Origin of the sequence: Pseudoflavonifractor sp. (assembly GCF_050943825.1) — a bacterium.
In the GTDB taxonomy this organism is placed as follows: Bacteria; Bacillota; Clostridia; order Oscillospirales; family Oscillospiraceae; genus Pseudoflavonifractor.
The window spans coordinates 20,644-41,990 of record NZ_JBMNPX010000023.1; the positions used below are offsets into that span (position 1 = coordinate 20,644).

Below are 21,347 nucleotides of genomic sequence, written 5' to 3' on the forward strand. Positions count from 1 at the left end.
TCCGCAAAACGCTTGGGACGCCGCATCCGCGGCGCTCGCAAGGCCGAATGCGGCTCAGCCGTTCAGACGGGCCTCCAGCTCGGCCTTGCGGTCCTCATAGCCGGGCTTGCCCAGCAGGGCGAACATGTTCTTCTTGTAGGCCTCCACGCCGGGCTGGTTGAAGGGGTTGACCTTCAGCAGGTGGCCGGACAGGCCGCAGGCGTACTCGAAGAAGTAGATCAGCTGACCCACAGCACGGGGGGTGCGCTTGGGCACGGTGACGGACAGGTTGGGCACGCCGCCGTCCACATGGGCCAGCACCACGCCCTGGAAGGCCTTCTCAGCCACAAAGGACAGGGGCTTGCCGGAGAGGAAGTTCAGGCCGTCCACGTTGTCGGGGTCGTTGGGGATGGTGATCTCACCGTCGCACTCGGCAAAGCGGACCACGGTCTCAAACAGGTGGCGCTCGCCCTCCTGGATATACTGGCCCATGGAGTGCAGGTCAGCGGTGAACTCCACGCTGGCGGGGAAGATACCCTTGCCGTCCTTGCCCTCGCTCTCGCCGTAGAGCTGCTTCCACCACTCGGCAAAGAAGCGGAAGGAGGGCTCATAGCAGGCCAGCAGCTCAATCTTCTTGCCGCCGTCATACAGGCCGTTGCGGGCAGCGGCGTACTGCCAGGCGGGGTTGTCCAGGCCGGGCTTGGACATAATCTCCATGGCCTTGTGGGCGCCGCCCATCATGGCGTCGATGTCGATGCCGGCAGCGGCAATGGGCAGCAGGCCCACGGCAGTGAGGACGGAGTAGCGGCCGCCCACGTTGTCGGGCACCACGAACTCCTCATAGCCCTCAGCGTCGGCCAGACCCTTCAGAGCGCCCTTGTGGGCGTCGGTGGTGGCGTAGATGCGGCCCTTGGCGCCCTCCTTGCCGTACTTCTCCTCCAGCAGAGCCTTGAAGATACGGAAGGCCACGGCGGGCTCGGTGGTGGTGCCGGACTTGGAGATGACGTTGATGGACCAGTCCTTGCCCTTGAGCAGCTCCATCACTTCCAGCATGGCGTCGGTGGACAGGCCGTTGCCCACGAAGTAGATCTCGGGGCCGTCCTTCTTGCACAGGTTATAGTTGGGAGAGGCCAGCAGCTCGATGACGGCGCGGGCGCCCAGATAGGAACCGCCGATGCCGATAACCACCAGGGCCTGGGAGTCGGAGCGGATCTTGGCCGCGGCGGCCTTGATGCGGGCGTACTCCTCCTTGTCGTAGTTCTCGGGCAGGTGGACCCAGCCCAGGAAATCGGAGCCGGGGCCACGGCCCTCCTGGAGCATGGCATGGGCCTCGGCCAGAGCGGCCTCCCGGCCAGTCAGCCAGTTTTCGGGCAGGAAACTCAGCGCGTTGGATGCGTCAACCTTGGGCATATCAAACAGCCTCCTCATCAGTATCACATGGGATTTCCCAGTGGCAAAAGTATACACCAAACCGGCTCATTTTCCTAGAGGAAAATGAGCTGAAAATAGCACTCCGGCGCGGAGCATTTTCAGCGCCGCGCCGGAGTGCATCCCGTTAGAGCGGGTTGTTTCTTCAGTTCTTCAGGCTCTGCATGGGGGCCGGGATACGGCCATCCCTGCCGGGCTTGCCCGGCCGGGAACCCTGAATTCATTTCACATGCTCGGCGGAAGTGAATTCCGCCTGCGCCAAGGTTTTCCCCTCCGGGGAAAACGCTTGTACGGCGCAAGCACCGCCCCATCCTTGATGGGGCCCCGCAGCGGCCGTCTCAGTTCTTCAGGCTCTGCATGGGAGCCGGAATCCGGCCGCCGCGCTGGACGAACTTCTCCGAGCCGAAGGGGTGCACCGGCATCACCGGCGCGGAGCCCAGCAGACCGCCGAACTCCACAGTGTCGCCCACCTTGGTGTCGGGGCCGGGGATGATGCGCACAGCGGTGGTCTTGGAATTGACCATGCCGATGGCGGCCTCGTCGGCGATGATGGCGGAGATGGTCTCGGCGCTGGTGTCGCCGGGGACGGCGATCATGTCCAGGCCCACGGAACAGACACAGGTCATAGCCTCCAGCTTGTCCAGGTGGAGGGCGCCGGAGGCGGCGGCGGCGATCATGCCCTCATCCTCGCTGACGGGGATAAAGGCGCCGCTCAGGCCGCCCACATGGGAGGAGGCCATAACGCCGCCCTTCTTGACGGCGTCGTTGAGGAGCGCCAGGGCGGCGGTGGTGCCGTGGGTGCCGCAGACCTCCAGGCCCATCTCCTCCAGGATGCGGGCCACAGAGTCGCCGATGGCGGGGGTGGGGGCCAGGGACAGGTCCACGATGCCGAAGGGCACGTCCAGCCGGCGGCTGGCCTCCTGGGCCACCAGCTGGCCCATACGGGTGATGCGGAAGGCGGTCTTCTTGATGGTCTCGGCCACCACATCGAAGGGCTGGCCCTTCACGTCCTGGAGGGCGTGGTACACCACGCCGGGGCCGGACACGCCCACGTTGATGACGCAGTCCCCCTCGCCCACGCCGTGGAAGGCGCCGGCCATAAAGGGGTTGTCCTCCACCGCGTTGCAGAACACCACCAGCTTGGCGCAGCCGAAGCCGCCCCGGTCGGCGGTACGCTCCGCCGTAGCCTTGATGATGCGGCCCATCTCGGCCACCGCGTCCATATTGATGCCCGCCTTGGTGGAGCCCACGTTGACGGAAGAGCAGACGAAGTCGGTGGTGGCCAGGGCCTCGGGGATGGAGGCGATGAGCCGCCGGTCGCCCGAGGTGGCACCCTTCTGCACCAGGGCAGAGAAGCCGCCGATGAAGTTGACGCCCACCGCCTTGGCCGCGTCGTCCATGGCCTTGGCGAAGGGGACGAAGTCCTCGGTCTCGGAGGCGCCCGCCACCAGGGCCATGGGGGTCACCGAGATACGCTTGTTGACGATGGGGATGCCGAACTCCCGCTCGATATCCTCGCCGGTGGACACCAGCTTCTCTGCCCGGCGGGTGATCTTGTCATAGATTTTACGGCAGGCGGCCTTGGGGTCGGGGTCGGCACAGTCCAGCAGGGAGATACCCATGGTGATGGTACGGATATCCAGGTGCTGCTGGTTGATCATATTGATGGTGGACAGAATGTCGTGTTGATTCAGCATGGCGGGCACCTCAAATGGTATGCATGGCGTTGAAGATCTCTTCCCGCTGGGCGTGGATGACCACACCCTTCTCCTTGCCGGCCTGCTCCAGGTTCGTGACCAGCTGGGCGAAGGGGACGGTGGTCTGGGAGGCGTCCACCAGCATGATCATGGTGAAGTACCCCTGGAGAATGGTCTGGCTGATGTCCAGAACGTTGACGTTGTGCTCGGAGAGCAGGGCGCAGACCGAGGCGATGATGCCCACCTGGTCCTTGCCGATGACGGTGACGATGGCTCGCATTTGCTTCACAACCTCTCTCAATTATTGCAGTTCATCCAGTGTAAGCCCGAACGCGGGCAGGAAATGCTCAATAAAATAGTCCACCTCCGGCAGGCTCATGGCCTCCACGGCCTCCAGTGTCTGCCCGGCGGCCTGGCGGAACTCATTGTTGCCTGCCTTGACCTCTTCCACGCACTTGATGTGGGCGGAGAGCTTATCCGCCGCCTTTACCAGCGCATGGAGGGACGGGTCGTAGTCCTCTCTCAGCCAGGGGGCGTAAGCGGGGCGCAGCTCGGGCGGCAGCATGGACATCAGCTTGTCCGCCGACACCGCCTCCACTGCTTTATAGGCGTCCCGGATCTCGGGGTTGTAGTACTTCACAGGGGTGGGAAGGTCTCCGGTAAAAATCTCAGGCGCGTCGTGGTACAGGGCCGCCACGGCGGCAGCGCCCGGATCGCAGTCCACGCCCAGCACGTCCCGGCGGATGACCGCTAGCGTATGGGCGAGCACCGCCACCATGTGGGAGTGCTCCTGGATGTTCTCCTGCACCGCATTGCGCATGAGCCCCCAGCGGCTGATATACTTCATCCGGGCAATATAGGCGAAAAAGTTGTAGGACATGCCTTTCCCTCCCTCTGTCTCAGTTATCAAAAAGCGGAGTCCCCATGTTGGGGGCTCCGCCCGGTCGGCTCCGGCATCCCTGCGGAAGCAGAGCGCGGAGCGGCTCCGGAGGCTGGGGATTACTCCCCGTCCTCCGCGATGAGTGCGGCGATGTCCTTACGGAAGGTCTCGCTCTCGGCGTCGGTGCCGTGGAACTCCACCTTCACGGGCTTGGCCAGATCCAGGGAGAACAGGCCCATGATGGACTTGGCGTTGATCACATAGCGGCCGGACAGCACGTCAATCTCAGCGGCGCAGCGGGTAGCCGCGTCCACGAACTTCTTTACATCAGAGATGGAAGTGAGCGAAACAAAAAAGGTCTGCATGGTATTTTTGCCTCCTGTGCTTTTGGTCTGTACAATCCGCCGCCGGACTGATAAAATAGTCTGAACGGCAGATTCTGCTTACGGAATCCGCTACCATTATAGCACCACCCCCGAAAATTACAAACATAAATTCCGTTTCTCCGATATTTTCGCCGTTTGCACCAGAGTTAGAAAGGCCGGAGAGCCGGAATCTTGAGAGGGATAACCATGCGATATGCAATTTACACTCTTGGCTGCAAGGTCAACCAGTACGAGACCCAGGCCCTGGAGACAGAGCTGCTCCGCCGGGGCCACACCCTGGTCCCCTTTGAGGACGAGGCCGACGCCTACATCATCAATACCTGTACCGTCACCGCGGTGAGCGACCGGAAGTCCCGCAATGCCATCCGCCGGGCCAAAAAGCGCAATCCGGCGGCGGTGGTGGCGGTCTGCGGGTGCTACGCCCAGACCGCGCCCGACGACGTGGCCGCCCTGGGGGTGGACCTGGTCTCCGGCACCGGCGACCGGCTGGTCTTTCTCAACGAGGTGGAGCGGCTCTCCGGCCTGGTCAGGGCGGAGGCGGAGCTGGTCCCCGAGATGCTGGTGGACAACATCATGACCCACCGCAGCTTTGAGCAGCTGCCCGCCGGCGGCCTGGAGGGCCGCACCCGGGCCATGCTCAAGGTGGAGGACGGCTGCGTCAACTTCTGCACCTACTGTATCATCCCCTACGCCCGGGGACCGGTGCGTTCTCTGCCCCTCTCCGCCGCCGTGGAGCAGGCGGAGAAGCTGGCACGGGACGGCTATCGGGAGATTGTCCTCACCGGCATTGAGATCTCCTCCTGGGGCCATGACTTCAAGGACGGCACCAGCCTCATCGACCTGGTGGAGGGCATCTGCCGCGCTGTACCCGAGCTGCGGGTGCGGCTGGGCAGCCTGGAGCCCCGCACCATCACGGAGGATTTCTGCCGCCGTGCCGCCGCCCTGCCCAATCTGTGCCCCCACTTCCACCTGTCCATGCAGAGCGGCTGCGACGCCGTTTTGAAGCGTATGAACCGGAAATATGATACCGCACGGTATTATGAGAGTGTCACATTACTCCGCGGATTCTTCGACCGCCCTGCCATCACCACGGATCTGATTGTGGGCTTCCCCGGCGAGAGCGAGGAGGAATTCACATCCACCCTGGAATCTGTGGAAAAGTGCGCCTTCTCCGCCATGCACATCTTCCCCTACTCCCGCCGCACCGGAACTCCCGCCGCCAAGATGGCCGACCAGGTGCCCAACGCCGTCAAGGAGGAGCGGGCCGCCCGTGCCGGTGCCCTGGCCGCCCGGCTCAAGACCACCTACCTGGAGCAGTGGGTGGGCACATCCCTCCCCGTCCTCTTTGAGGAGGAGAAGAACGGCCTGTGGCGTGGCCACGCCCCCAACTATGTGGAGGTCATGGCCCAGGGCGAGAGACTACACAATGTAATCCGGGATGTAAAAATAACTGGGCTTCATGGAGACGGCCTGCTGGGCGAACTTCTCTGAATCATTATATTAATGTATAAACACGACGGCGGCTGTCTCAACAGGCAGTCGCCGTGTTTTGAATCTCTGCCTGTTTCATGAAAAAAGCGCCGCCCGTATGGGCGGCGCTTTTGAAGCTGCAGATATAAAATCAGCGCTTGCTGAACTGGGGAGCGCGACGGGCGGCCTTCAGACCGTACTTTTTGTAGTCTGTCGTTTGAAACCATTGAAAACACTGGCTTTTTTCACTTTGAAATCTGAAATAACCTCTACTGTAACCTCAATATTGAGGTTATTTTCATCGTGCTGAGCTTTTCGCAAGTATCCATTCATCAACAGCATTACTTAAATATGCGTAATATTTGAATGTTTTGGATAATCAAATATGTTTCTAAAGGAGAAAAAACTCTTGTTTATTGTCCCTACCGTTCGCAAGTAGATTCCATTTATGGTGCGTTGCCAACCGAATATAAGATCAAGATCCGGAGGTATCATTCAAAGATCCATGACGCTGAACGCAAAATAACAGAACGGGACTATCGAGATGGCAAAGCAATTGCATTGATTTGTACGAAAGCCTTTGGAATGGGCATAGATGTCAAAGATATAAAGCACATTATCCACTTTGCACCATCGGGAAACCTCTCTGATTATGTGCAGGAAGTGGGTCGTGCAGCTCGTGATAATAGTATTGTTGGCTTAGCACACATGGATTTCTTCAGCAGTGATATGCGCTATGTAAAGAGCTTGAATGGCATTTCCGAAATGAAGCAATATCAGCTTCGTGAAATGTTAAAGAAGTTGTATAGTATATACAGTGTTAAAAATCACAGGAATCTACTTGTGGCTCCAGATTCTTTCGCTTATCTCTTTGAAGACAGCGATCTGGAAAACAGAACGAAAAGCGGTTTTATTCTCTTAGCCAAGGATCTTAAGAACAAGTATGGCATCCCTATTTTGATCGTTCGTCCCAAAGCAATGCTCACAAAAAACTATGTAAATGTCCCGCCAGAGATTGAACAGGAGTTTCTTGCTGCGTTCGGTAATTATGCAACCCCGCTTGGTTTTGTCAGTGATCGGGTTGAGGCGAGCCGTAACCCCTCACGAGGATCAGACATCCGAATCAGAAATCATGGTAAGATTTATTCTGTTCAAATGGGGGAACTCTGGGAGAATCACTTTGCAAATTACTACTTTTGGAATGAGCCTCGACACGCTTACTACTTCCCGTGAAATGCTCCGTCCCAGACAGCACATCAGATTAAAATTGAATACGACACCGCAGAAGCGGCGTTCTCTGATCCCCTTGAGGGAGAAAAGGACGCCGCTTTTTTGCGCCCAAAACCAGAAAGGAGGCGACGCCATGTATTTCACTTCCGGCAGCGACCGCGCCTTTGAACATCTCATGCAAGGCAAGCCCGGTTTCGACCACTACGACAGCGGCGAGGCCGGAGCGCCGGAGGATTGCGGCGACTGCCGTTTCTACCGCCCCGGCTGGAAGTATCAGTTTTGCGTGTATGCAGAGTGTCCCTACCAGCCGGGCAAGCTGACCGCCTACGACGCGGTTTTATTCCAAGTGAAAGGAGTTGACGACGAGATGGCAGTTTTTCGTGTAGAGAAAAACCGGGGCTACACGGTGATGTCCAACCATCACCTGCGGAACAAAGACCTGTCCCTGAAAGCCAAGGGCCTGCTTTCGCAAATGCTGTCCCTGCCGGAAGATTGGGACTATACGCTGAAAGGCTTGTCCCTTATCAACCGGGAAAGCATCGACGCCATACGGACAGCGGTGTGGGAGCTGGAAAAGGCCAGGTACATCACCCGCCAGCAGAACCGGGACGGCAGGGGCAAGATGGCCGACATGGTTTATACCATCTACGAACAGCCCCAGCCCCGGCCAGAGGCAGCACAGGGAGAACAGCCGGGATTGGAAAACCCGGTGTTGGAAAATCCAACATCGGATAATCCAACGTCGGAAAACCCGGTATCGGGAAATCCAATGCATATGGATGGCGGTCTGGATAGCGTCAATGGCATAGTAGATGGCCTCGTTGTCCGGCTTGGTTGTACCCTCCATATAGACGGGGCGGTTCAGATGTCCCGCATTGTGGACGCTGGTAAGCCGGCCGAGCTTTTGGAGCAGGGCCGCACTCTTCTTCTCCGTGACAAGGTGGGAGGACGCCACAGCGTCCGCCAGCAGCTTCAGTTCCGGCAGTTCAAAAATACGGGAACCGATGAAGTAGCGGTTCTGTTTGCTTTTCACGCGGATAATATCGTGGCCGGCGTCCAGCAGGAGCTGGACATCTCCGTACACATTCTTCCGGTTGGCACGGATGCCCGCATCCTCCCAATATCTCAGAATGTCCGCACCGGATACGAAATGGGTTTCATCCGTCTGTTCATACAGCAGCTTCAGCAGCAGGAGCAGGCGGCGTTGGTTATTGCTCGTCATAGGCGCCTCCTCATACGGAGAAAGGGGGACGGCGAACCGCTCCCCTCTCCTTTGCTCTCAATGATTCACTTTTCTGCGTACTGCTCACAAAACCGCGTGAACATAGCTGCCGCCTGCGCTCTCGTGGCCTGCCCCTGCGGGGAGAGGGTGCTTTCACTGGTGCCGGTCACAATACCCGTGGCGTTGGCCCAGTCCATGGCCTCCAGCGCATAAGAGGAAACCTGGCCGTAGTCCGCATATTCCCGGATGGCCATGCCGCCCTGGGTGGTGTCATAGCCCATGTACTGGGCATAGCGGTACATCATGACGGCCATCTGCTCCCGGGTGATGGGGTCATTGGGGCCGAAGGTAGCATCGTCATAGCCGCCCGCAATGCCGTTTAGCCGCGCCCAGTAGACCGCTGTGCCGTAATAGGCCGTGGCGTCCACATCGGCAAAGGGGTAGCCCCAAATCTTGTCCTCCATGTCGGGGCTTCCTGCCATACGCCAGAGGATGGTGACGATCATGCCCCGGCTGGTAGTACCCTCCGGGCTGAACGTGGTGGCACTCGTTCCATTCATCAGGCCGTTTTGGTAGACAAACTTCACATCATTGAAAAACCAGTCGCTTTCGGAAACATCGGTAAACGGATTTTCAAAGCCTGTACTTGGATTTTCCTTGATTTCTTCCCAGCCCGCATAAACCGTCGTGTTGCGGGTAAGGCGTATACTCGTGATTTTTTCCGTCAAATTCTCGTCTGCATACCAGCCTGTAAACTCGTAGCCCTCGCGGGTCGGGGTATAGTCGGTGAGGTCGATTGTCGTATACTCGGCGCGTCGAATGGAACTAATCTCGCTGCCGCCGTTTGTTTCAAAGGTCAGGCGGTAATAATCCGTCGTACTTCCACCGCCGCCAATATAACTCCAAGCTGCCGTAATCGTCGTGTCGGCTGCGGGCATGGTAAAGGTGGTGCTTGCGCTGGAAGCGTCGGCAAAGCTGCCGCCCTTTGAGGAAGTCCACCCGTCAAAGCGGTAATTGCTGCGGCTCCCCGCGTCGATATTGACAACCTCGCCCGCGGTATATTCGCCGCCTATCGTGCTGCCGCTGCCGCCGTTCAGATCGACCGTAAGGGTATAGGTTTCAAGCACTTCAAAGGAGAGTTCTATGCTGGCGCTCACATCGCTGCCGCCGGAAACGGTCAGCGTTTCATCATAGTCGCCCGCGGTAAGCCCAGTGTTCGGCTGGACGGTAAAGGCCGCTGTCCCATTCGGGGCAAGGGTGGCGGTGCTATTCGCAAAGCCCTCTCCCGCCGTAATGGTATAGTTCGCGCTGGCGGGCAAAGTTACCGTTACATTTTGGTTTCCCGTATTTGTGAGCGTTACCGTCTGCGCGGCGGGGGCTTCCGTATAGCCTACTGTTTTACTGCCAAAGTCCAGCGCAGCCGGGGACGCGGTGGTATCGCTGGAAACGGTAAGTGCAACTGTTTCAAACGCGCTGGCGTAATCAGTCAGTTTGGTATCGTCTTGTTCGCCGCCGTTGTACTGCTCGCTGAACACATATAGGGTATAGGTTCCGTCTGCAAGTCCGCTCGGAATGGTAATCTCCACTTTGCCGTCCGTAGCGGTCGGCTGCGCCACTCTGCCATAATACTGTGCGCCGCTGCTATCCGCAATGATAACGGAGATATATTCATTTGTTCCGGTGGTTGCCCCGGTGTAATTCAGCGTAATGGTATCGCCGGGCTTGCCGCTGGCGGCTTCTTCCGTTACGGCAAAATTGCGGCTATTATCCAAAAGCGTCAGCTTCCATTCGCTGCCGTCATAATCGCCAATTTCAAAAATCGCGTCGGCGGCTTCGCCGCCTTGATTACCGCCGCTGGAAGCGGCGGGGATTTTGCCGCCTACGGCGGCAGATGTGAAGAGGACAGATGTCAGATCTAAATTAAAAGCGGGACGAACGGCGTTGTAAGCGATGCGCACACTATGGCCGTATCTACCCACGCCGCCGTCGACACTCACACCCGCCGCGCGGTGATCAAGGTCGCCGGGGGAGCGCAGCCACCAGTAGCCGGCTTCGCCGACACCGTTCATATAGCTTGAACCGAGTTTCCCGCCGCCTGCTACATAGGCTGTATTGGTCGCAATACGGCTGCTGTTATCGGCAAAATAGCTGCTGTTCTGCGCTTCCGCAATCGACAAAAGGAAGATTTGATCGGTGGTGTTGTTGCCGCCCTCTGTGCCATAAGTTGGGTTATCGTCATTGAAAACCTCTGTATCTGCGATGGCCGCCTGCTCTTTGGCAGAAAAGGCGGTGCCGATAAAGTTATCGCTGGTATAATCAATCCCGCTATCGCCGCCGGTATTATGCGACGCGTCGTACCCGTTGAGCCAGGAGCGCATGGTGCTGGTTTCCCATGTTACGCTCTCATTATCTGTATGATATTGAAATACGTCCAGATTCTGGTCGGAAAGCAGGAACAGCTGCCCGTCTGCATTCTCCAGCACCCGCCACTTGATCGGGTCGGTGTTATAGCCGCCGCTTCCGTCGCTGCTCTGCTGATAGGTGCCAAAATAAATGTTGTCTGCCTGTCCGCCGCCGATATTTGCGGCGGTTCCGCTGTCTACAAGCTGGATCGCCTTTCCTGTATCTGTTCCTGCCGCAAACGCCGCTGTCGGCATAAGTCCTACAACAAGGCAGATTGTAAGCAGTAAACTTAGTAGTTTGCTTTTTGGTTTCATGGTCTGTCCTCCTGTCCTTTTCTTCACACCTTTGATTTTATTCTATCGCGGGTTTTTCTCCCGTAATATCCCTTTTCTCTCTTTTCGGGGCTTTCGTCAAGACAAAGTTCCCATATACCTTAGCAGCTTCCTGCCCCATTTTTTACCATTTTCTCCACTCCTTCCTTTCTGTCAATTTCAGTGTCAGACCAGCGGATCTATAATCGGATTTTTGTAGGTAAACCGGTGCCCGTTCAACTCCATATCCAGCGCGACAGTCGCCTTGGCATCGGCGGAAATGGGCTGCGGCAGTGTGGCGGTGATCACTCGGATATAATCTGTGACAGTCTCCACCTCATCCGGAGTATCCATATGGGACACCTGGCTTTCCTCTGTTTCATCCGCAACCGTGTAGTTTTCCTGTGGGATGGGCTGGCCGTCCACGAACACCGTCACGCTGACCGTCTCGCCCGCAGCGTCTTCCGGCGCGCCGCAAACCACGGGGATGAAATCCTCGCCCAGCAAGTTATACAGCCGGACCTTCACCGCGCCGGCATCCTTTTCGTACCGCACGGATATGGAGCTCGGGCCGTCTCCCATATGCTCGGACGCGTATTCCTCGCTTTCTCCGTCTGTCCGCTCGATGGTCAGTGTGAACGCAAAGTCAGGGAAAGCGCCCTCGCCGTTGGCCGCCCAGTAGGCTTCAAAATCCGGTACATAATTATAATATGTAGTGCTATAATGCCCGGTCTTAATATCCTCCTGGGGAATACCGGCACCAAATTGATCTTCATAGTATGTTTCTCCTGAAATCTGATCGAACATGGTGATCTTGGCCGATGAAATGGTCTCAGGATCCGCCAGGGTCACATCGATCAGGCCGTAAGAGCCGCCTATGGTAGCGGTGTAAATGGAGCTTTCCTCTTTAGGCTCTGGGGGCAGTTCCTCTGCTGATGGCGGAACCTGCATAGAATTATCATTAGGCTGTACTTGCGTTGCATCGTCGGGTGGGTCTGGGGGCAGTTCCTCTGCTGATGGCGGAACCTGCATAGAATTATCATTAGGCTGTACTTGCGTTGCATCGTCGGGTGGGATAGAAGAGGTCATATCTCCAGCTTCTGGCAATCCGGCCTCATACACCGCAACGGCCAACAATATCAGCGAGAACAACATAGTTGCCATACGCCATATGTTCTTGCGCTTCATCCTAAACGAATTGTTTTTTCCGCTGCTGTGAAACTCAGGAGGTAACGGTGCGCGTTCTGGTCCAGGAGAAGGTTCCGGCGGGATCATATACTCCTCTGGCAGAGGAAATTGTTCAGGTAAAGTATCCTCTGACGGAAGCTTATGCTCTAAAGGCGGCTCATGCCGCACATCTTTCCTTTTCATAGCCTATCTGCTGTGAACATCCAACTGCGGGAAGGGGCACTCCACTCCCAGCCGACGGAAGCCTAGCAACAGCTCTCGATTGAGGATTCGGATTGCTGAGTAGATATCTTCCTCTCTCACATCCACACAAAAACGCAGTATAACAGCGCTGTCGGCCAGACTTTGCACACCCAAGTAGACAGGCCCCGCTTTCATTGCATCACTATGTGCTTTGTAGATCTCATCAAGCAGCCCTGGAAGAGCTGCCTCCAAGTCTTCCAAGTCGGTCTTGTAGGGAATAGGTATATCGCAAATAGACTTTGAGACGCGATCAGATCGATTTAAAATGTTGCGCATATCCGCGTTATTGATGACTTTGATGTTCTCGCTGGCATCGGTAATTGATGTCGTGCGAATGCCAATATCGGTCACTGTCCCACGAAATCCCCCTATCTCCACAATGTCTCCCACGTTGTATTGATTTTCAAAGAGCATAAATAGGCCAGTTACAAGATCAGCAATAAGACTCTCTGCACTGAACCCAACGATCAACGTCAGTACCCCTACGCTGGCCAATACCACCGTAATATTTACTCCAATGATCGTCAGGCCCCAACAGAGTATAACGATGGCAGCTGCGTATTTCAACAGGCTGCGGATAATTGTAATCACCGACCGGGCACGATGTGCCTCTGGCTTGCAATATCCCAAGATAAGCTCTACCAGGTATTCCACGAACAGTACCCCTGCCATCATGATAACAAGGCGCAGCAACACATCGGCACTAAACGCCCAACTGGAAGCAAGCGCATCTGGTTGTATTGCCCCAGTTAAAAAACCGGTAATTATCGCAGCGACTAGTACCACTGCCAAGATCAAAAGCTTTATTACTCCTGCACGTTTCTTATCCATATTTATCCTCCTGCGGCATTATTATAGCAGCGCGATTATTCATCAAAAGCTCGTTTTCCAGATATTGTACGATTCGATCCATCACAGCGGTCATGGCCCGCTCTTTTCCCTGCTCAGACAATCCCACGCAGGACTGCAGCATGGTGACCTTCAGCTCGGTCCCCATCTCTTGCTCCTCGGCAGAGATAGAAAAGGTGCTGAGATTGCCGTATACCTCCGCTTTGGCCACGACCGTGTCCTCTTTCTTTTGATAAGGCACTCTTTCGCCGTCCAGCACGTCATAAATTCCAAGGAGCACATACCGACGGACATATGGGATGATCTTCGAGATGCTATAATTCATTCACGCTCCTCCTGTTCGTTAAAAAAATGCAGCTACCTGTCGTTGTAAGCAGGGCAGTTTTCACTCAATATAGCCGCTGATGGGCTGTACGTACATCTCGTCTTCCGTCACCGGCTGATAGCGCTCCCCAGAATAGCTGTCGCTCCAGCCGTTCTCCGCCCGGTAGATATCACCTGTTTCCGTGTCGTAAACGCGCTCATATCCCAATGTGGCGTCGCTCTGCTTCTGGCTCTGGATGTCCACGCTGGTGTCTCGCGCCTTCCAGGAAGACATGATCCCGTTCAGCACCTCGTTTGCATTTCGGCTGAAGTCCATGGCCTGCTGTACCACTTCCTGCCCCGCCTGGATGGTGGCGTTTACAAAGTTTTCCGAGTACTCCAGTGTGCCGAGGCTCTCGGTCAAAATGCCCTCCCACTCAACGAAGGTGTCCTTGGCCGCTGTGACCGCCATGATGTTATACGCCATATAATACCCGCCGTCCGCCTGGGGGAGCTGGTAGCCTACCGGCGGGCCGGCCGCGATGGGAACACTGCCAAAATCCACGACCGACGCGGCAAACATCCCCTCTCCCTCTCTGCCGTCTTCGGTGAAGGTGGCCCGCAGCAGCTCATCGCCCAGCGCGTAGGCGCTCAGGCTGCCGGTGGACGGGAAACGCTCGGTCACAGTGAAGGCCTCAAACTGGGGGAAGGTATAGCCGGCATAGCCGGGGCCATATTGGGCGGCAAAGTCGGCGTACTGCGGGAAGATCTGATAAAAATTCTCTGTAGATGGGCTGGACAGCACGGGAGCCTGGGCAAATATCTGCATATCAGGCATACCGGTCACGCCGGAATAATAGGTCCAGGCGTCCTTTCCCTCCTGACTGTGGAGCAGGATATCCGCCTTCAAGAGAACGAACATCTGATTGAGGGGCTCAGCGGGGTCCTGAATCCGGATGGAGTGATACATCCCTGTACCGCCGCTGGTGACCGTCCAGCCCTTGGGAATCTGGATGCTGAAATCTGGGGTTTCATACAGTTCCAAATCCACAGTCCTGGCCGCCGTTTCCGTGATCGACACCGCGGGTTCCCGGGAAGATGGGGCAGGCTCCGATGTTATCTGACCATCTCCCTTCGGCACGCTTTCGCTCTCCGGTTCGTTTCCCGGACCGCCGCAGGCAGTCAGGCCAAACAGGAGCAGCAGGGCCACTAAAATAGATCCTGTTTTTCTCAAATTTCATTTCCTCCTTATACAGCGACTGCCTGGCCTGAGCGTCCCACACCGCTGCGGACGGGGTGGACGCAAAAAACCGCGCCAGGAGATCCTGACGCGGTTTGTCGTAGGCCGGGATGCTGCGCCAGTATCTGTGGAAAGCGTAGCATAGATGGCCTTAAAATATAAGGTTACATTTGTCTCTTTTTTTATTTTACATCGTTTTTTTCGAATGACAGGGGGGGTACATTTGTCTCACGCCTTGAAATCCGGGCTTTTTTCAGGGGTAACGCCCTTGTTCTCCGGCATCCACTCATAATAGAACTGCAGCAGGCCGATCCGGCTCTGGGTTCCGGTCTTTTCATTCAGGCTTCTGATATGGCGATACAGCACAGGACGGGAAAGGGCCATCTGCTGCGCGATATCCTGCACGCTGCCGTCCGAGACCAGTAAATACTGCAGCACATCCCGCTCCCGGTCAGTCAATGAATAGAGGCTGGCAAAGGAAGAGAACTTTTCCTTCGGCGTGTAGCCCGCCGCCGGAGCCGGGGGCGGCGCCAATACGGCATGAGCCTTGACCGTGTAGGCAAACATCAGGATGCTGGCCGCGACAAACAGCACCAGCATGAGGACGATCAGCGTAATACTCCTGCCGGCAAGGAGCAGCGTCACCGAGCCGTTGGTAACCAGCGCCGCCACGAGATTATTCACCGCCCGTCCCATGCCGGCCCAGAGGTCCGGCAGGCGCATACAGGCAGCGAGCTCCAAAAAACTGGTGGTAAAAAACACGACAAAAAATCCGGAGGCCACATAGGCGACCGCTACTCCGGTCAGGAATGGCCCGCCCCACCGGAGAACAATCACACACAGCACCGAGAGCACCATCACGCAGTACATCATCAGCGTCATATATTTTCTTTTCCGGATATCAAAGAGGAAACCGGCAGCCAGGCCGCTCAGGGCCAGCAGCATACGGGGCCATTGCCCGATGTCCATCGTGCCCGCCGCATGGCCCAGGGTGATCGCGTTATCCAATGTGCTGAATACGCAGGCCATCAGGGCCACCAGAAGTACCAGGAGCAGTCCCGCCGGTATTTTCTTTCTGGACATTTCATCGGGGCGGAGCGCGGTTCGGAGCGGCGCCGTTTCATCCGATGCGAGTGCTTCTTTGTGGATGCGGCGTGTGCGCATGATCAAAACACTCAGTACCGCAAGGGAAACAGAGAGTACCGCGGCCTCCGCGATCTCTATATTTACCAAATTGTTGTTTGCGTACTGTAGCAGGATGCCGGCCGCGTAGGAGATTCCCACCAGGCCGGCTATGCGTTCGGTCCGGATCGTGCAGGCAGCCAGATAATGAACGGAGCCGCCAAAAACGCCCAGCAACAGAAACAGAACCACGCCTGCCGCAAGCGTGACGGAAAACGAGATGTGCTGTTGGATCAAAAATATGCAGATAATGGAGAGGAACGATAGGGAAAATATAAGGATCGTCTTGTTCCTCTCGCGGACAGAGCGGTTTATCAGCGGGTATATAAGAAATCCAAGGGCATTGACGCCCAGCGCATAATTTTGTGCAATGACCGTCTGGCTTTCCTCGACAATGCGGGAGACCATATTGACATATAGATATTCCGAACCAAGAAACACAAATGTAAAAATACTCAGCAATAAAAATATGGCGCTATGCGACGCCATAGCCTGCGTTTTCCTTCTCTCCATTGCTCCTCCATATGGCATGAGTATACTGCACTCATATCATTGCTCTGGCACCTGTAACCATCTTAGGGGCCGTTCTCGTTTTACTTCTTGTTTGTTGTCCAAGTGGCTATACTTTATTGTAATTTCTGACGGCCCATTATACCACAACAAGAAACGTCAGGGAACTACAACTGATTCCAAACACATAATACGGGAGGAAATATTATACCACAACAAGAAACGTCAGAAAAGTGATTTTCAAAGATCAAAGCCGATCCGAAAAATGGCCTCCCGCTGGTGTCCCGGGGCTGTGTGGTCCGTGCGTATCGGCCATAAAGTTTTCCCTTATAGTTTCCCTTACGCGCTTAACACAGGTCTTTCGGCGGCGGTACAATCCAACACAACAGCGGATGATCTTTTCCCGAAAACAAATCAAAAAAGACCACAACGCAGTCAAAAAGATACGCTAACAACGCTATCTTATAATTCATTTTTTTCCGTTGATAATACCATGCAACCGCAGTGATAACCAATACTTCAACGGCCATTACGCCGATGGTGGGTAACGACGCCGCTTGCAGAATGGTGGCAAGGCATCCACCAGCACCGGTCAGCAACAATGCTTTCCGCTCCAAAGAAAAATCCGTCAGCCTTGCCACGAGATAAACCCCTAAAAACAGGCGCAGTTCATTGGTGAAAAGGCAAGAAACCACCCGTACCCAATCCATCATATATGCGCCCCCCAAAATTGATTGATTTGTCGCTTGACTTCCTGCAAGTGGGAGCGGCTGATGGGTAGCTGATCGCCGTTTTTCAGTATGGCAATGCTATCGCTGACCTTCATAATCTGGACGATATTGACGATATAACCACGGTCAATAAAAATAAATTCCGGTGCATTCAGTTCATCAAATACCCGCTGCAAGCTCTTTCGTACTTTTGAAGTTCCAACGCTGGACACGATACTGGAATTCTTGCCGTCCCGTTGGATATAGAAAATATCCTTGTAGGGAATCTTCTCCATGTGGTTTGCGGTCTGAATCGTGTATTCCTGTCCAGCCTCCAACTCAATCAGTTTTGCGGCATCAGTTATAGCGGCGGTCAGCTTCGTTTCCAGATTATTTTTCGGCACATAGCGGAAAATGGACAGTTCAAATGCATCAATCGCATACTCCGTATGTGAGGTCACAAAGATAATTCTGGCATTGGGCAGAAACCCTTTGACCTGCTGAGGGATTTCCATGCCGCTGATCCCCGGCATTTCAATGTCCAGCAAAATCAGGTCATAGAAAAAGCCATCATCGGTTATGTCGTAAAGCAAGTTCCGGCTTTGGGTATAGGTCGTTATTTCACAGCCGATGCCTTGCGCTTGTAAGCAAGTCTTGACGATTTTTTCAGTCGAAGCAACGGCCCGTTCTTCATCGTCACATATCGCAATCCGTATCATTTTTCCCCACCTTTCCGCACCAATATAACGCAACATAATAAACTATTTGCAAAAAGCACTTTGTTTGCTGAGAAAAAGCTGAGGACCACCAGTACAAAGAAATTTGTTCTTTTGCCAAGACGCTGCCTTGATTTTTTATTATACTGTGTCTGCCAGCACTTCGCAATTGGCTGTAAAAATTGGATACACTAAAATGAATTTGGGAGGCAGAAAGCTATGATCTACACAGAAGTTGAAAAAAAGGAACTTGATGAAGTCCAGCGGGTGTTTGCAGAACATCTTCGGCAGTGCCCGGATTATGAACTGTTATGGTCGGATAAAGTCGGCTATGTTTGGCTGGCCATTGGTCTCGAACCGCTCTATGTGGATACTGGCCGCCGGATTGTGTCGGCGGAAGATCTTTGCCGGGAGTGCCTGGAGAGTATATTCTCATCCCGGAGTTCACTTTTATATTTGTAATAAGTATTCCGAGCCAGGCCGGTCAAGCGCATGATTTCCACATCACTGAGATTACCGTCAAATTCCATGGAGAGTTTTTTGATCACTTCTTTCGATTCGATGCTTTTCCTCGTGACGACGATACTGTCCTTCTGACGTCCAATCTGTTTCCCATTCAGGCGTGCAGTTTCAATTCCTTCCCGTGTGCGCTGATGCAGATCCTGGACTTCCTTTTCGGACTGCTCAAAGGCCAGTCGAATCTGTTCCTTGGCCAGTTCCAACAGGTAACGATTGATACCTTCCAAGATGTAGTCCACATTGCTGCCGGTCAGTTGAATGTTGTTTTCCAATGCTTTCTTATAGGTCTCAGTATTGATGTGGGGTTCTTTGAGGTAAACAAGGTTTACCCCTTTTTGATACAGCTCTTCATAGGCGGCAAACCCTTCTTTGGCATCTCCGCTCATACGGGAAACACTGTCAAAGACAATCTCATCCCCAGGCTGGATTCTGCGCATCAGTTTCAGCCATTCTGGCCGATCCAGCCGCGTCCTGGTAAAAACCTCCTGCACAATGACAGCATCAGGGTAGGCAACCTTGATATTTCGGATCTGCCTCTCGATGCTCTGCTTGGGTTTCGATGTCCTACAATAACCATATCTCATATGCTTTGTTTCACCCCTGTAATCCGGCAATATCCATATCGCATATTTTCGTTCCTCACGCCCATTGAACTCTAATTAGTAATACGAGAATGCCAGCAAATATGCAACATAACCTTTCCGGATAAGAGTTACTCAGCATCACACTTAATGCGAGGATCCGTTATAATGGCATACACATAGGATGGACCACGCACTTTTGAATGTAATGCTGCCGTGTTCTTTGGATTAAGCGAAGCAGCCTTGACAAAATCACTCCGTGGGATTCCTGCTGAAGTAAGATTGTGATATAACATATCGCCAACTACTTCATACACGAGTTCCTTTTTTCGGACTGTATAAAAGGTTTCACCTTGATGTTGTTGAATTTTAGCCCACAAAATTTCATCATTCACGTTAAGCACCTCCCGGGTTCATTATCGCATCTCCTCCAAGCATCGTCAATCCGTAAGTCGTGGTGTTGTTTGCGTGGTGTGATGTTGTGGTGTGATAAAAGGAGAACTGTAGTTTATAGAAACAGGCCCGGCCTTGCGATAATACGCAGGCGGGCCTGTTTCCTATTTGCTGGAGTATTAGATTAAACCATCGTTTTAACTAGTACTATGATTTACGCCGAGATCGATCTTTCAGCAACAAAGACTGAGACACTTCAAAGGTAGGTTTATTTTGATACTGTGAGGGAGCGATTCAACCAGCAGTTCAATGACAACGAAGCGCGTTCGCGGTATGCTTAACCCATCAAATCGTTCCGTCGGACATGACATAGGGGGTATGATCCATGAACATGAAAGATGCATTCCGTTTTCAAAACAAACTCAAAAACCTGATGTGTGAGGCCACCAGCATCCTGCAGGACCGGCGCAACATTGTCAAAGTCAAAACCACCCATCTGCGCAGTAAGGTCATGTCGGATGCTCTGGATGCCGTGGTGGAGGAAACTGCGCCCAGCGAGTATGCCGGGCACGCCAACGAAGTGGCGGCCTTCATTATGCTTTTGATGGAGGAGCGGGAGAAGCTGAGCAAGGCCATTCATGCGGCCAAGAGCGGACTGGATCTGGATATGGACAACGAGGTCGGCCTGAACCGGCAGCGCCAGGAACTGGCCGAAGTTTTCCGGCATATGACCACGCTCCGCAACAGCGAAAAGACCATCGCCGGCGGCGGATCCGGATTCCGCTTCAATGGTGAGGGCAACCAGGTTTCTTATCGGTGTGACGCCACCCAGGTCACCACCATCGACTTCGACCGGAATAAGATCCGGGGCATGGCCACGGCGCTGAGCAAGAAGGCAGACGAGATCTCCATGGCCTTGGATAAGTGCCTGGTCAATACCGAGGTGGCCTACGAAGCTCCTTTCGATATCAACGACAGCTTTGAGGAGATCCTCAACGACTTCATTGAAAAGGCGGCAGTTGCATAACTTTCAGAACCACACTTTCGGGTGTGGTGGGCGTGGCAGAATGGATAGGTCGTGATGATCGGTTCAGGCGCAGATGAATTATGAGGCTGCGCAACTCCAGCAGATTATGGACAGCATTTGCATGAATGTGAAATGAGCTCATAACTCATGATGAAAGGAACGCCAGGCGTTTCCCTCTGCGTTCAGCGCATTGCCACCATTTCTTCCACACGTTTACCCTTAAATGCAGAATTCAATCTTACGCTCCCTTGGTACACATAGTAATGATGTGAAAATCTTTTTTCAAGTCGCTTGCTCACCTGGGGGAGGCCTGTGACTCAGCTGGGTCGCGGTGGGCCCCAGGTTGGACAAGTGGATAAGGGTCTAAGCGGTTTTGAAGTTCTGCCATGCCCACTGCACCTGAAGAAATCCTCCGATAAAATGACCCGAGCAGCAGACGGCTGCCTGCTGCTCGAAAGAGACGATATGAGAAGTGGGGATGATGATTTCGTTCATTGGCACCTGGAGCAAAGCGCTCAGTGCGTAGAGATTATCTACGCTGGGAAGACTCTGCCCTCGCTGCCATTTGTAGATGGCCTGCGGCTCCTCAAATCCGAAATAGTGCTGGAGATCTCGGACTGTCAGGCCGCGATCCTTTCGGAGCCGGCAAATATTCGCCCCAGTGGCCACAGGATCGATCACAGGGAACTGAATCATGGACATATGGATCGCCTCCATTCATCAGGATGATTTCCGCCGCAGCGGAGTATTTCAGAATACCCGATATATTTCGGAATGGCAAGCGATTTTGAACATTTGTAATGAGATTGTCATATAGGAGGCGTTCGTTGAAACAAACAGACTTTTATCAGGATATTGAGCGGTTCTCACTGCTGAATGC

19 protein-coding genes and 1 pseudogene are annotated in these 21,347 nt (G+C 54.6%); 4 read left to right on the forward strand and 16 right to left on the reverse strand.

The annotated features are described in order from the left end of the window. Positions 1-54 precede the first annotated feature (54 nt). The 5 genes from ACOX7T_RS13545 to ACOX7T_RS13565 form a co-directional block, all read right to left on the reverse strand. Complete coding sequence (locus ACOX7T_RS13545; RefSeq protein ID WP_433443687.1) at positions 55-1,389, reverse strand: glucose-6-phosphate isomerase; 1,335 nt, start codon at positions 1,387-1,389, stop codon at positions 55-57. Between the two features lie 356 nt (positions 1,390-1,745). Next, positions 1,746-3,104, reverse strand: a complete 1,359-nt coding sequence (locus tag ACOX7T_RS13550) for a PFL family protein (RefSeq protein WP_433443689.1) — start codon at positions 3,102-3,104, stop codon at positions 1,746-1,748. A gap of 10 nt (positions 3,105-3,114) precedes the next feature. Then, positions 3,115-3,384 (reverse strand): ACT domain-containing protein, encoded by a 270-nt coding sequence (locus ACOX7T_RS13555; protein WP_294549206.1) that lies wholly within the window; start codon positions 3,382-3,384, stop codon positions 3,115-3,117. 21 nt (positions 3,385-3,405) lie between these two features. Continuing rightward, entirely contained in the window at positions 3,406-3,984 is a 579-nt protein-coding gene (yfbR, locus tag ACOX7T_RS13560) for a 5'-deoxynucleotidase (RefSeq protein ID WP_433443691.1), read from the reverse strand. A gap of 119 nt (positions 3,985-4,103) precedes the next feature. Beyond that, positions 4,104-4,349 carry an HPr family phosphocarrier protein gene (locus ACOX7T_RS13565; RefSeq protein WP_433443693.1) on the reverse strand — a complete coding sequence of 82 codons (246 nt, stop codon included), beginning with the start codon at positions 4,347-4,349 and terminating at the stop codon, positions 4,104-4,106. 207 nt (positions 4,350-4,556) lie between these two features. On the opposite strand from ACOX7T_RS13565, the gene mtaB reads away from it, so the two are divergent. The 3 genes from mtaB to ACOX7T_RS13580 all read left to right on the forward strand — a co-directional run bounded on the left by mtaB (position 4,557) and on the right by ACOX7T_RS13580 (position 8,505). Then, positions 4,557-5,861, forward strand: coding sequence for a tRNA (N(6)-L-threonylcarbamoyladenosine(37)-C(2))-methylthiotransferase MtaB (gene mtaB, locus ACOX7T_RS13570; protein ID WP_433443695.1), 1,305 nt, complete (start codon positions 4,557-4,559; stop codon positions 5,859-5,861). A 345-nt stretch (positions 5,862-6,206) separates the two neighbouring features. Continuing rightward, the gene (locus tag ACOX7T_RS13575; RefSeq protein ID WP_433443698.1) at positions 6,207-7,073 is read left to right on the forward strand and encodes a helicase-related protein; all 867 of its coding nucleotides are present in this window, start codon (positions 6,207-6,209) and stop codon (positions 7,071-7,073) included. A 130-nt stretch (positions 7,074-7,203) separates the two neighbouring features. Beyond that, on the forward strand, positions 7,204-8,505 hold the full coding sequence (locus ACOX7T_RS13580; protein WP_433443700.1) for a hypothetical protein: 1,302 nt from the start codon (positions 7,204-7,206) through the stop codon (positions 8,503-8,505). On the opposite strand, the pseudogene ACOX7T_RS13585 reads toward ACOX7T_RS13580, so the two are convergent. The 10 genes and pseudogenes from ACOX7T_RS13585 to ACOX7T_RS13630 form a co-directional block, all read right to left on the reverse strand. After that, positions 8,460-11,009 (reverse strand): annotated as a pseudogene (locus tag ACOX7T_RS13585) (DUF6273 domain-containing protein); the annotation flags it as partial. The gene ACOX7T_RS13580 and the pseudogene ACOX7T_RS13585 overlap by 46 nt on opposite strands. 183 nt (positions 11,010-11,192) lie before the next feature. Continuing rightward, positions 11,193-12,377: a hypothetical protein gene (locus tag ACOX7T_RS13590; protein ID WP_195607910.1), complete on the reverse strand. Its 1,185-nt coding sequence runs from the start codon at positions 12,375-12,377 to the stop codon at positions 11,193-11,195. Between the two features lie 3 nt (positions 12,378-12,380). After that, positions 12,381-13,268 (reverse strand): mechanosensitive ion channel family protein, encoded by an 888-nt coding sequence (locus ACOX7T_RS13595; protein WP_433443703.1) that lies wholly within the window; start codon positions 13,266-13,268, stop codon positions 12,381-12,383. Continuing rightward, positions 13,261-13,611, reverse strand: coding sequence for a hypothetical protein (locus ACOX7T_RS13600; protein WP_087389011.1), 351 nt, complete (start codon positions 13,609-13,611; stop codon positions 13,261-13,263). The genes ACOX7T_RS13595 and ACOX7T_RS13600 overlap by 8 nt, the downstream gene beginning before the upstream one ends. 60 nt (positions 13,612-13,671) lie before the next feature. Continuing rightward, complete coding sequence (locus ACOX7T_RS13605; protein WP_204704451.1) at positions 13,672-14,634, reverse strand: hypothetical protein; 963 nt, start codon at positions 14,632-14,634, stop codon at positions 13,672-13,674. Positions 14,635-15,057: 423 nt separating this feature from the next. Further along, complete coding sequence (locus tag ACOX7T_RS13610; protein ID WP_087389012.1) at positions 15,058-16,524, reverse strand: helix-turn-helix transcriptional regulator; 1,467 nt, start codon at positions 16,522-16,524, stop codon at positions 15,058-15,060. A 344-nt stretch (positions 16,525-16,868) separates the two neighbouring features. Further along, positions 16,869-17,234 (reverse strand): hypothetical protein, encoded by a 366-nt coding sequence (locus tag ACOX7T_RS13615; RefSeq protein ID WP_058962748.1) that lies wholly within the window; start codon positions 17,232-17,234, stop codon positions 16,869-16,871. Then, positions 17,231-17,950 (reverse strand): LytR/AlgR family response regulator transcription factor, encoded by a 720-nt coding sequence (locus tag ACOX7T_RS13620; protein ID WP_058962749.1) that lies wholly within the window; start codon positions 17,948-17,950, stop codon positions 17,231-17,233. The genes ACOX7T_RS13615 and ACOX7T_RS13620 overlap by 4 nt, the downstream gene beginning before the upstream one ends. Before the next feature lie 359 nt (positions 17,951-18,309). After that, entirely contained in the window at positions 18,310-19,050 is a 741-nt protein-coding gene (locus ACOX7T_RS13625) for a recombinase family protein (RefSeq protein ID WP_433443707.1), read from the reverse strand. Positions 19,051-19,178: 128 nt separating this feature from the next. Further along, positions 19,179-19,442: a hypothetical protein gene (locus tag ACOX7T_RS13630; protein WP_349231755.1), complete on the reverse strand. Its 264-nt coding sequence runs from the start codon at positions 19,440-19,442 to the stop codon at positions 19,179-19,181. 383 nt (positions 19,443-19,825) lie between these two features. Between ACOX7T_RS13630 and ACOX7T_RS13635 the strand changes: the two genes are divergently transcribed. Next, positions 19,826-20,467, forward strand: a complete 642-nt coding sequence (locus tag ACOX7T_RS13635; RefSeq protein ID WP_033117929.1) for a hypothetical protein — start codon at positions 19,826-19,828, stop codon at positions 20,465-20,467. Positions 20,468-20,830: 363 nt separating this feature from the next. Here ACOX7T_RS13635 and ACOX7T_RS13640 read toward each other — a convergent pair whose 3' ends face one another. Beyond that, a complete protein-coding gene (locus ACOX7T_RS13640; RefSeq protein WP_341349256.1) occupies positions 20,831-21,169 on the reverse strand; it encodes a helix-turn-helix domain-containing protein in 339 nt (112 codons plus the stop codon). Positions 21,170-21,347 lie beyond the last annotated feature (178 nt).

Excerpts from the sequence above, each read along its gene's own strand:
- ACOX7T_RS13595 (WP_433443703.1), bottom strand. The coding sequence starts at position 13,268 with ATGGATAAGAAACGTGCAGGAGTAATAAAGCTTTTGATCTTGGCAGTG.
- ACOX7T_RS13610 (WP_087389012.1), bottom strand. The coding sequence starts at position 16,524 with ATGGAGAGAAGGAAAACGCAGGCTATGGCGTCGCATAGCGCCATATTT.
- ACOX7T_RS13640 (WP_341349256.1), bottom strand. The coding sequence starts at position 21,169 with ATGTCCATGATTCAGTTCCCTGTGATCGATCCTGTGGCCACTGGGGCG.
- yfbR (WP_433443691.1), bottom strand. The coding sequence starts at position 3,984 with ATGTCCTACAACTTTTTCGCCTATATTGCCCGGATGAAGTATATCAGC.
- ACOX7T_RS13625 (WP_433443707.1), bottom strand. The coding sequence starts at position 19,050 with ATGAGATATGGTTATTGTAGGACATCGAAACCCAAGCAGAGCATCGAG.
- ACOX7T_RS13635 (WP_033117929.1), top strand. The coding sequence starts at position 19,826 with ATGAACATGAAAGATGCATTCCGTTTTCAAAACAAACTCAAAAACCTG.
- ACOX7T_RS13615 (WP_058962748.1), bottom strand. The coding sequence starts at position 17,234 with ATGATGGATTGGGTACGGGTGGTTTCTTGCCTTTTCACCAATGAACTG.
- mtaB (WP_433443695.1), top strand. The coding sequence starts at position 4,557 with ATGCGATATGCAATTTACACTCTTGGCTGCAAGGTCAACCAGTACGAG.
- ACOX7T_RS13550 (WP_433443689.1), bottom strand. The coding sequence starts at position 3,104 with ATGCTGAATCAACACGACATTCTGTCCACCATCAATATGATCAACCAG.
- ACOX7T_RS13555 (WP_294549206.1), bottom strand. The coding sequence starts at position 3,384 with ATGCGAGCCATCGTCACCGTCATCGGCAAGGACCAGGTGGGCATCATC.
- ACOX7T_RS13565 (WP_433443693.1), bottom strand. The coding sequence starts at position 4,349 with ATGCAGACCTTTTTTGTTTCGCTCACTTCCATCTCTGATGTAAAGAAG.
- ACOX7T_RS13575 (WP_433443698.1), top strand. The coding sequence starts at position 6,207 with ATGTTTTGGATAATCAAATATGTTTCTAAAGGAGAAAAAACTCTTGTT.
- ACOX7T_RS13620 (WP_058962749.1), bottom strand. The coding sequence starts at position 17,950 with ATGATACGGATTGCGATATGTGACGATGAAGAACGGGCCGTTGCTTCG.
- ACOX7T_RS13545 (WP_433443687.1), bottom strand. The coding sequence starts at position 1,389 with ATGCCCAAGGTTGACGCATCCAACGCGCTGAGTTTCCTGCCCGAAAAC.
- ACOX7T_RS13580 (WP_433443700.1), top strand. The coding sequence starts at position 7,204 with ATGTATTTCACTTCCGGCAGCGACCGCGCCTTTGAACATCTCATGCAA.
- ACOX7T_RS13600 (WP_087389011.1), bottom strand. The coding sequence starts at position 13,611 with ATGAATTATAGCATCTCGAAGATCATCCCATATGTCCGTCGGTATGTG.
- ACOX7T_RS13590 (WP_195607910.1), bottom strand. The coding sequence starts at position 12,377 with ATGAAAAGGAAAGATGTGCGGCATGAGCCGCCTTTAGAGCATAAGCTT.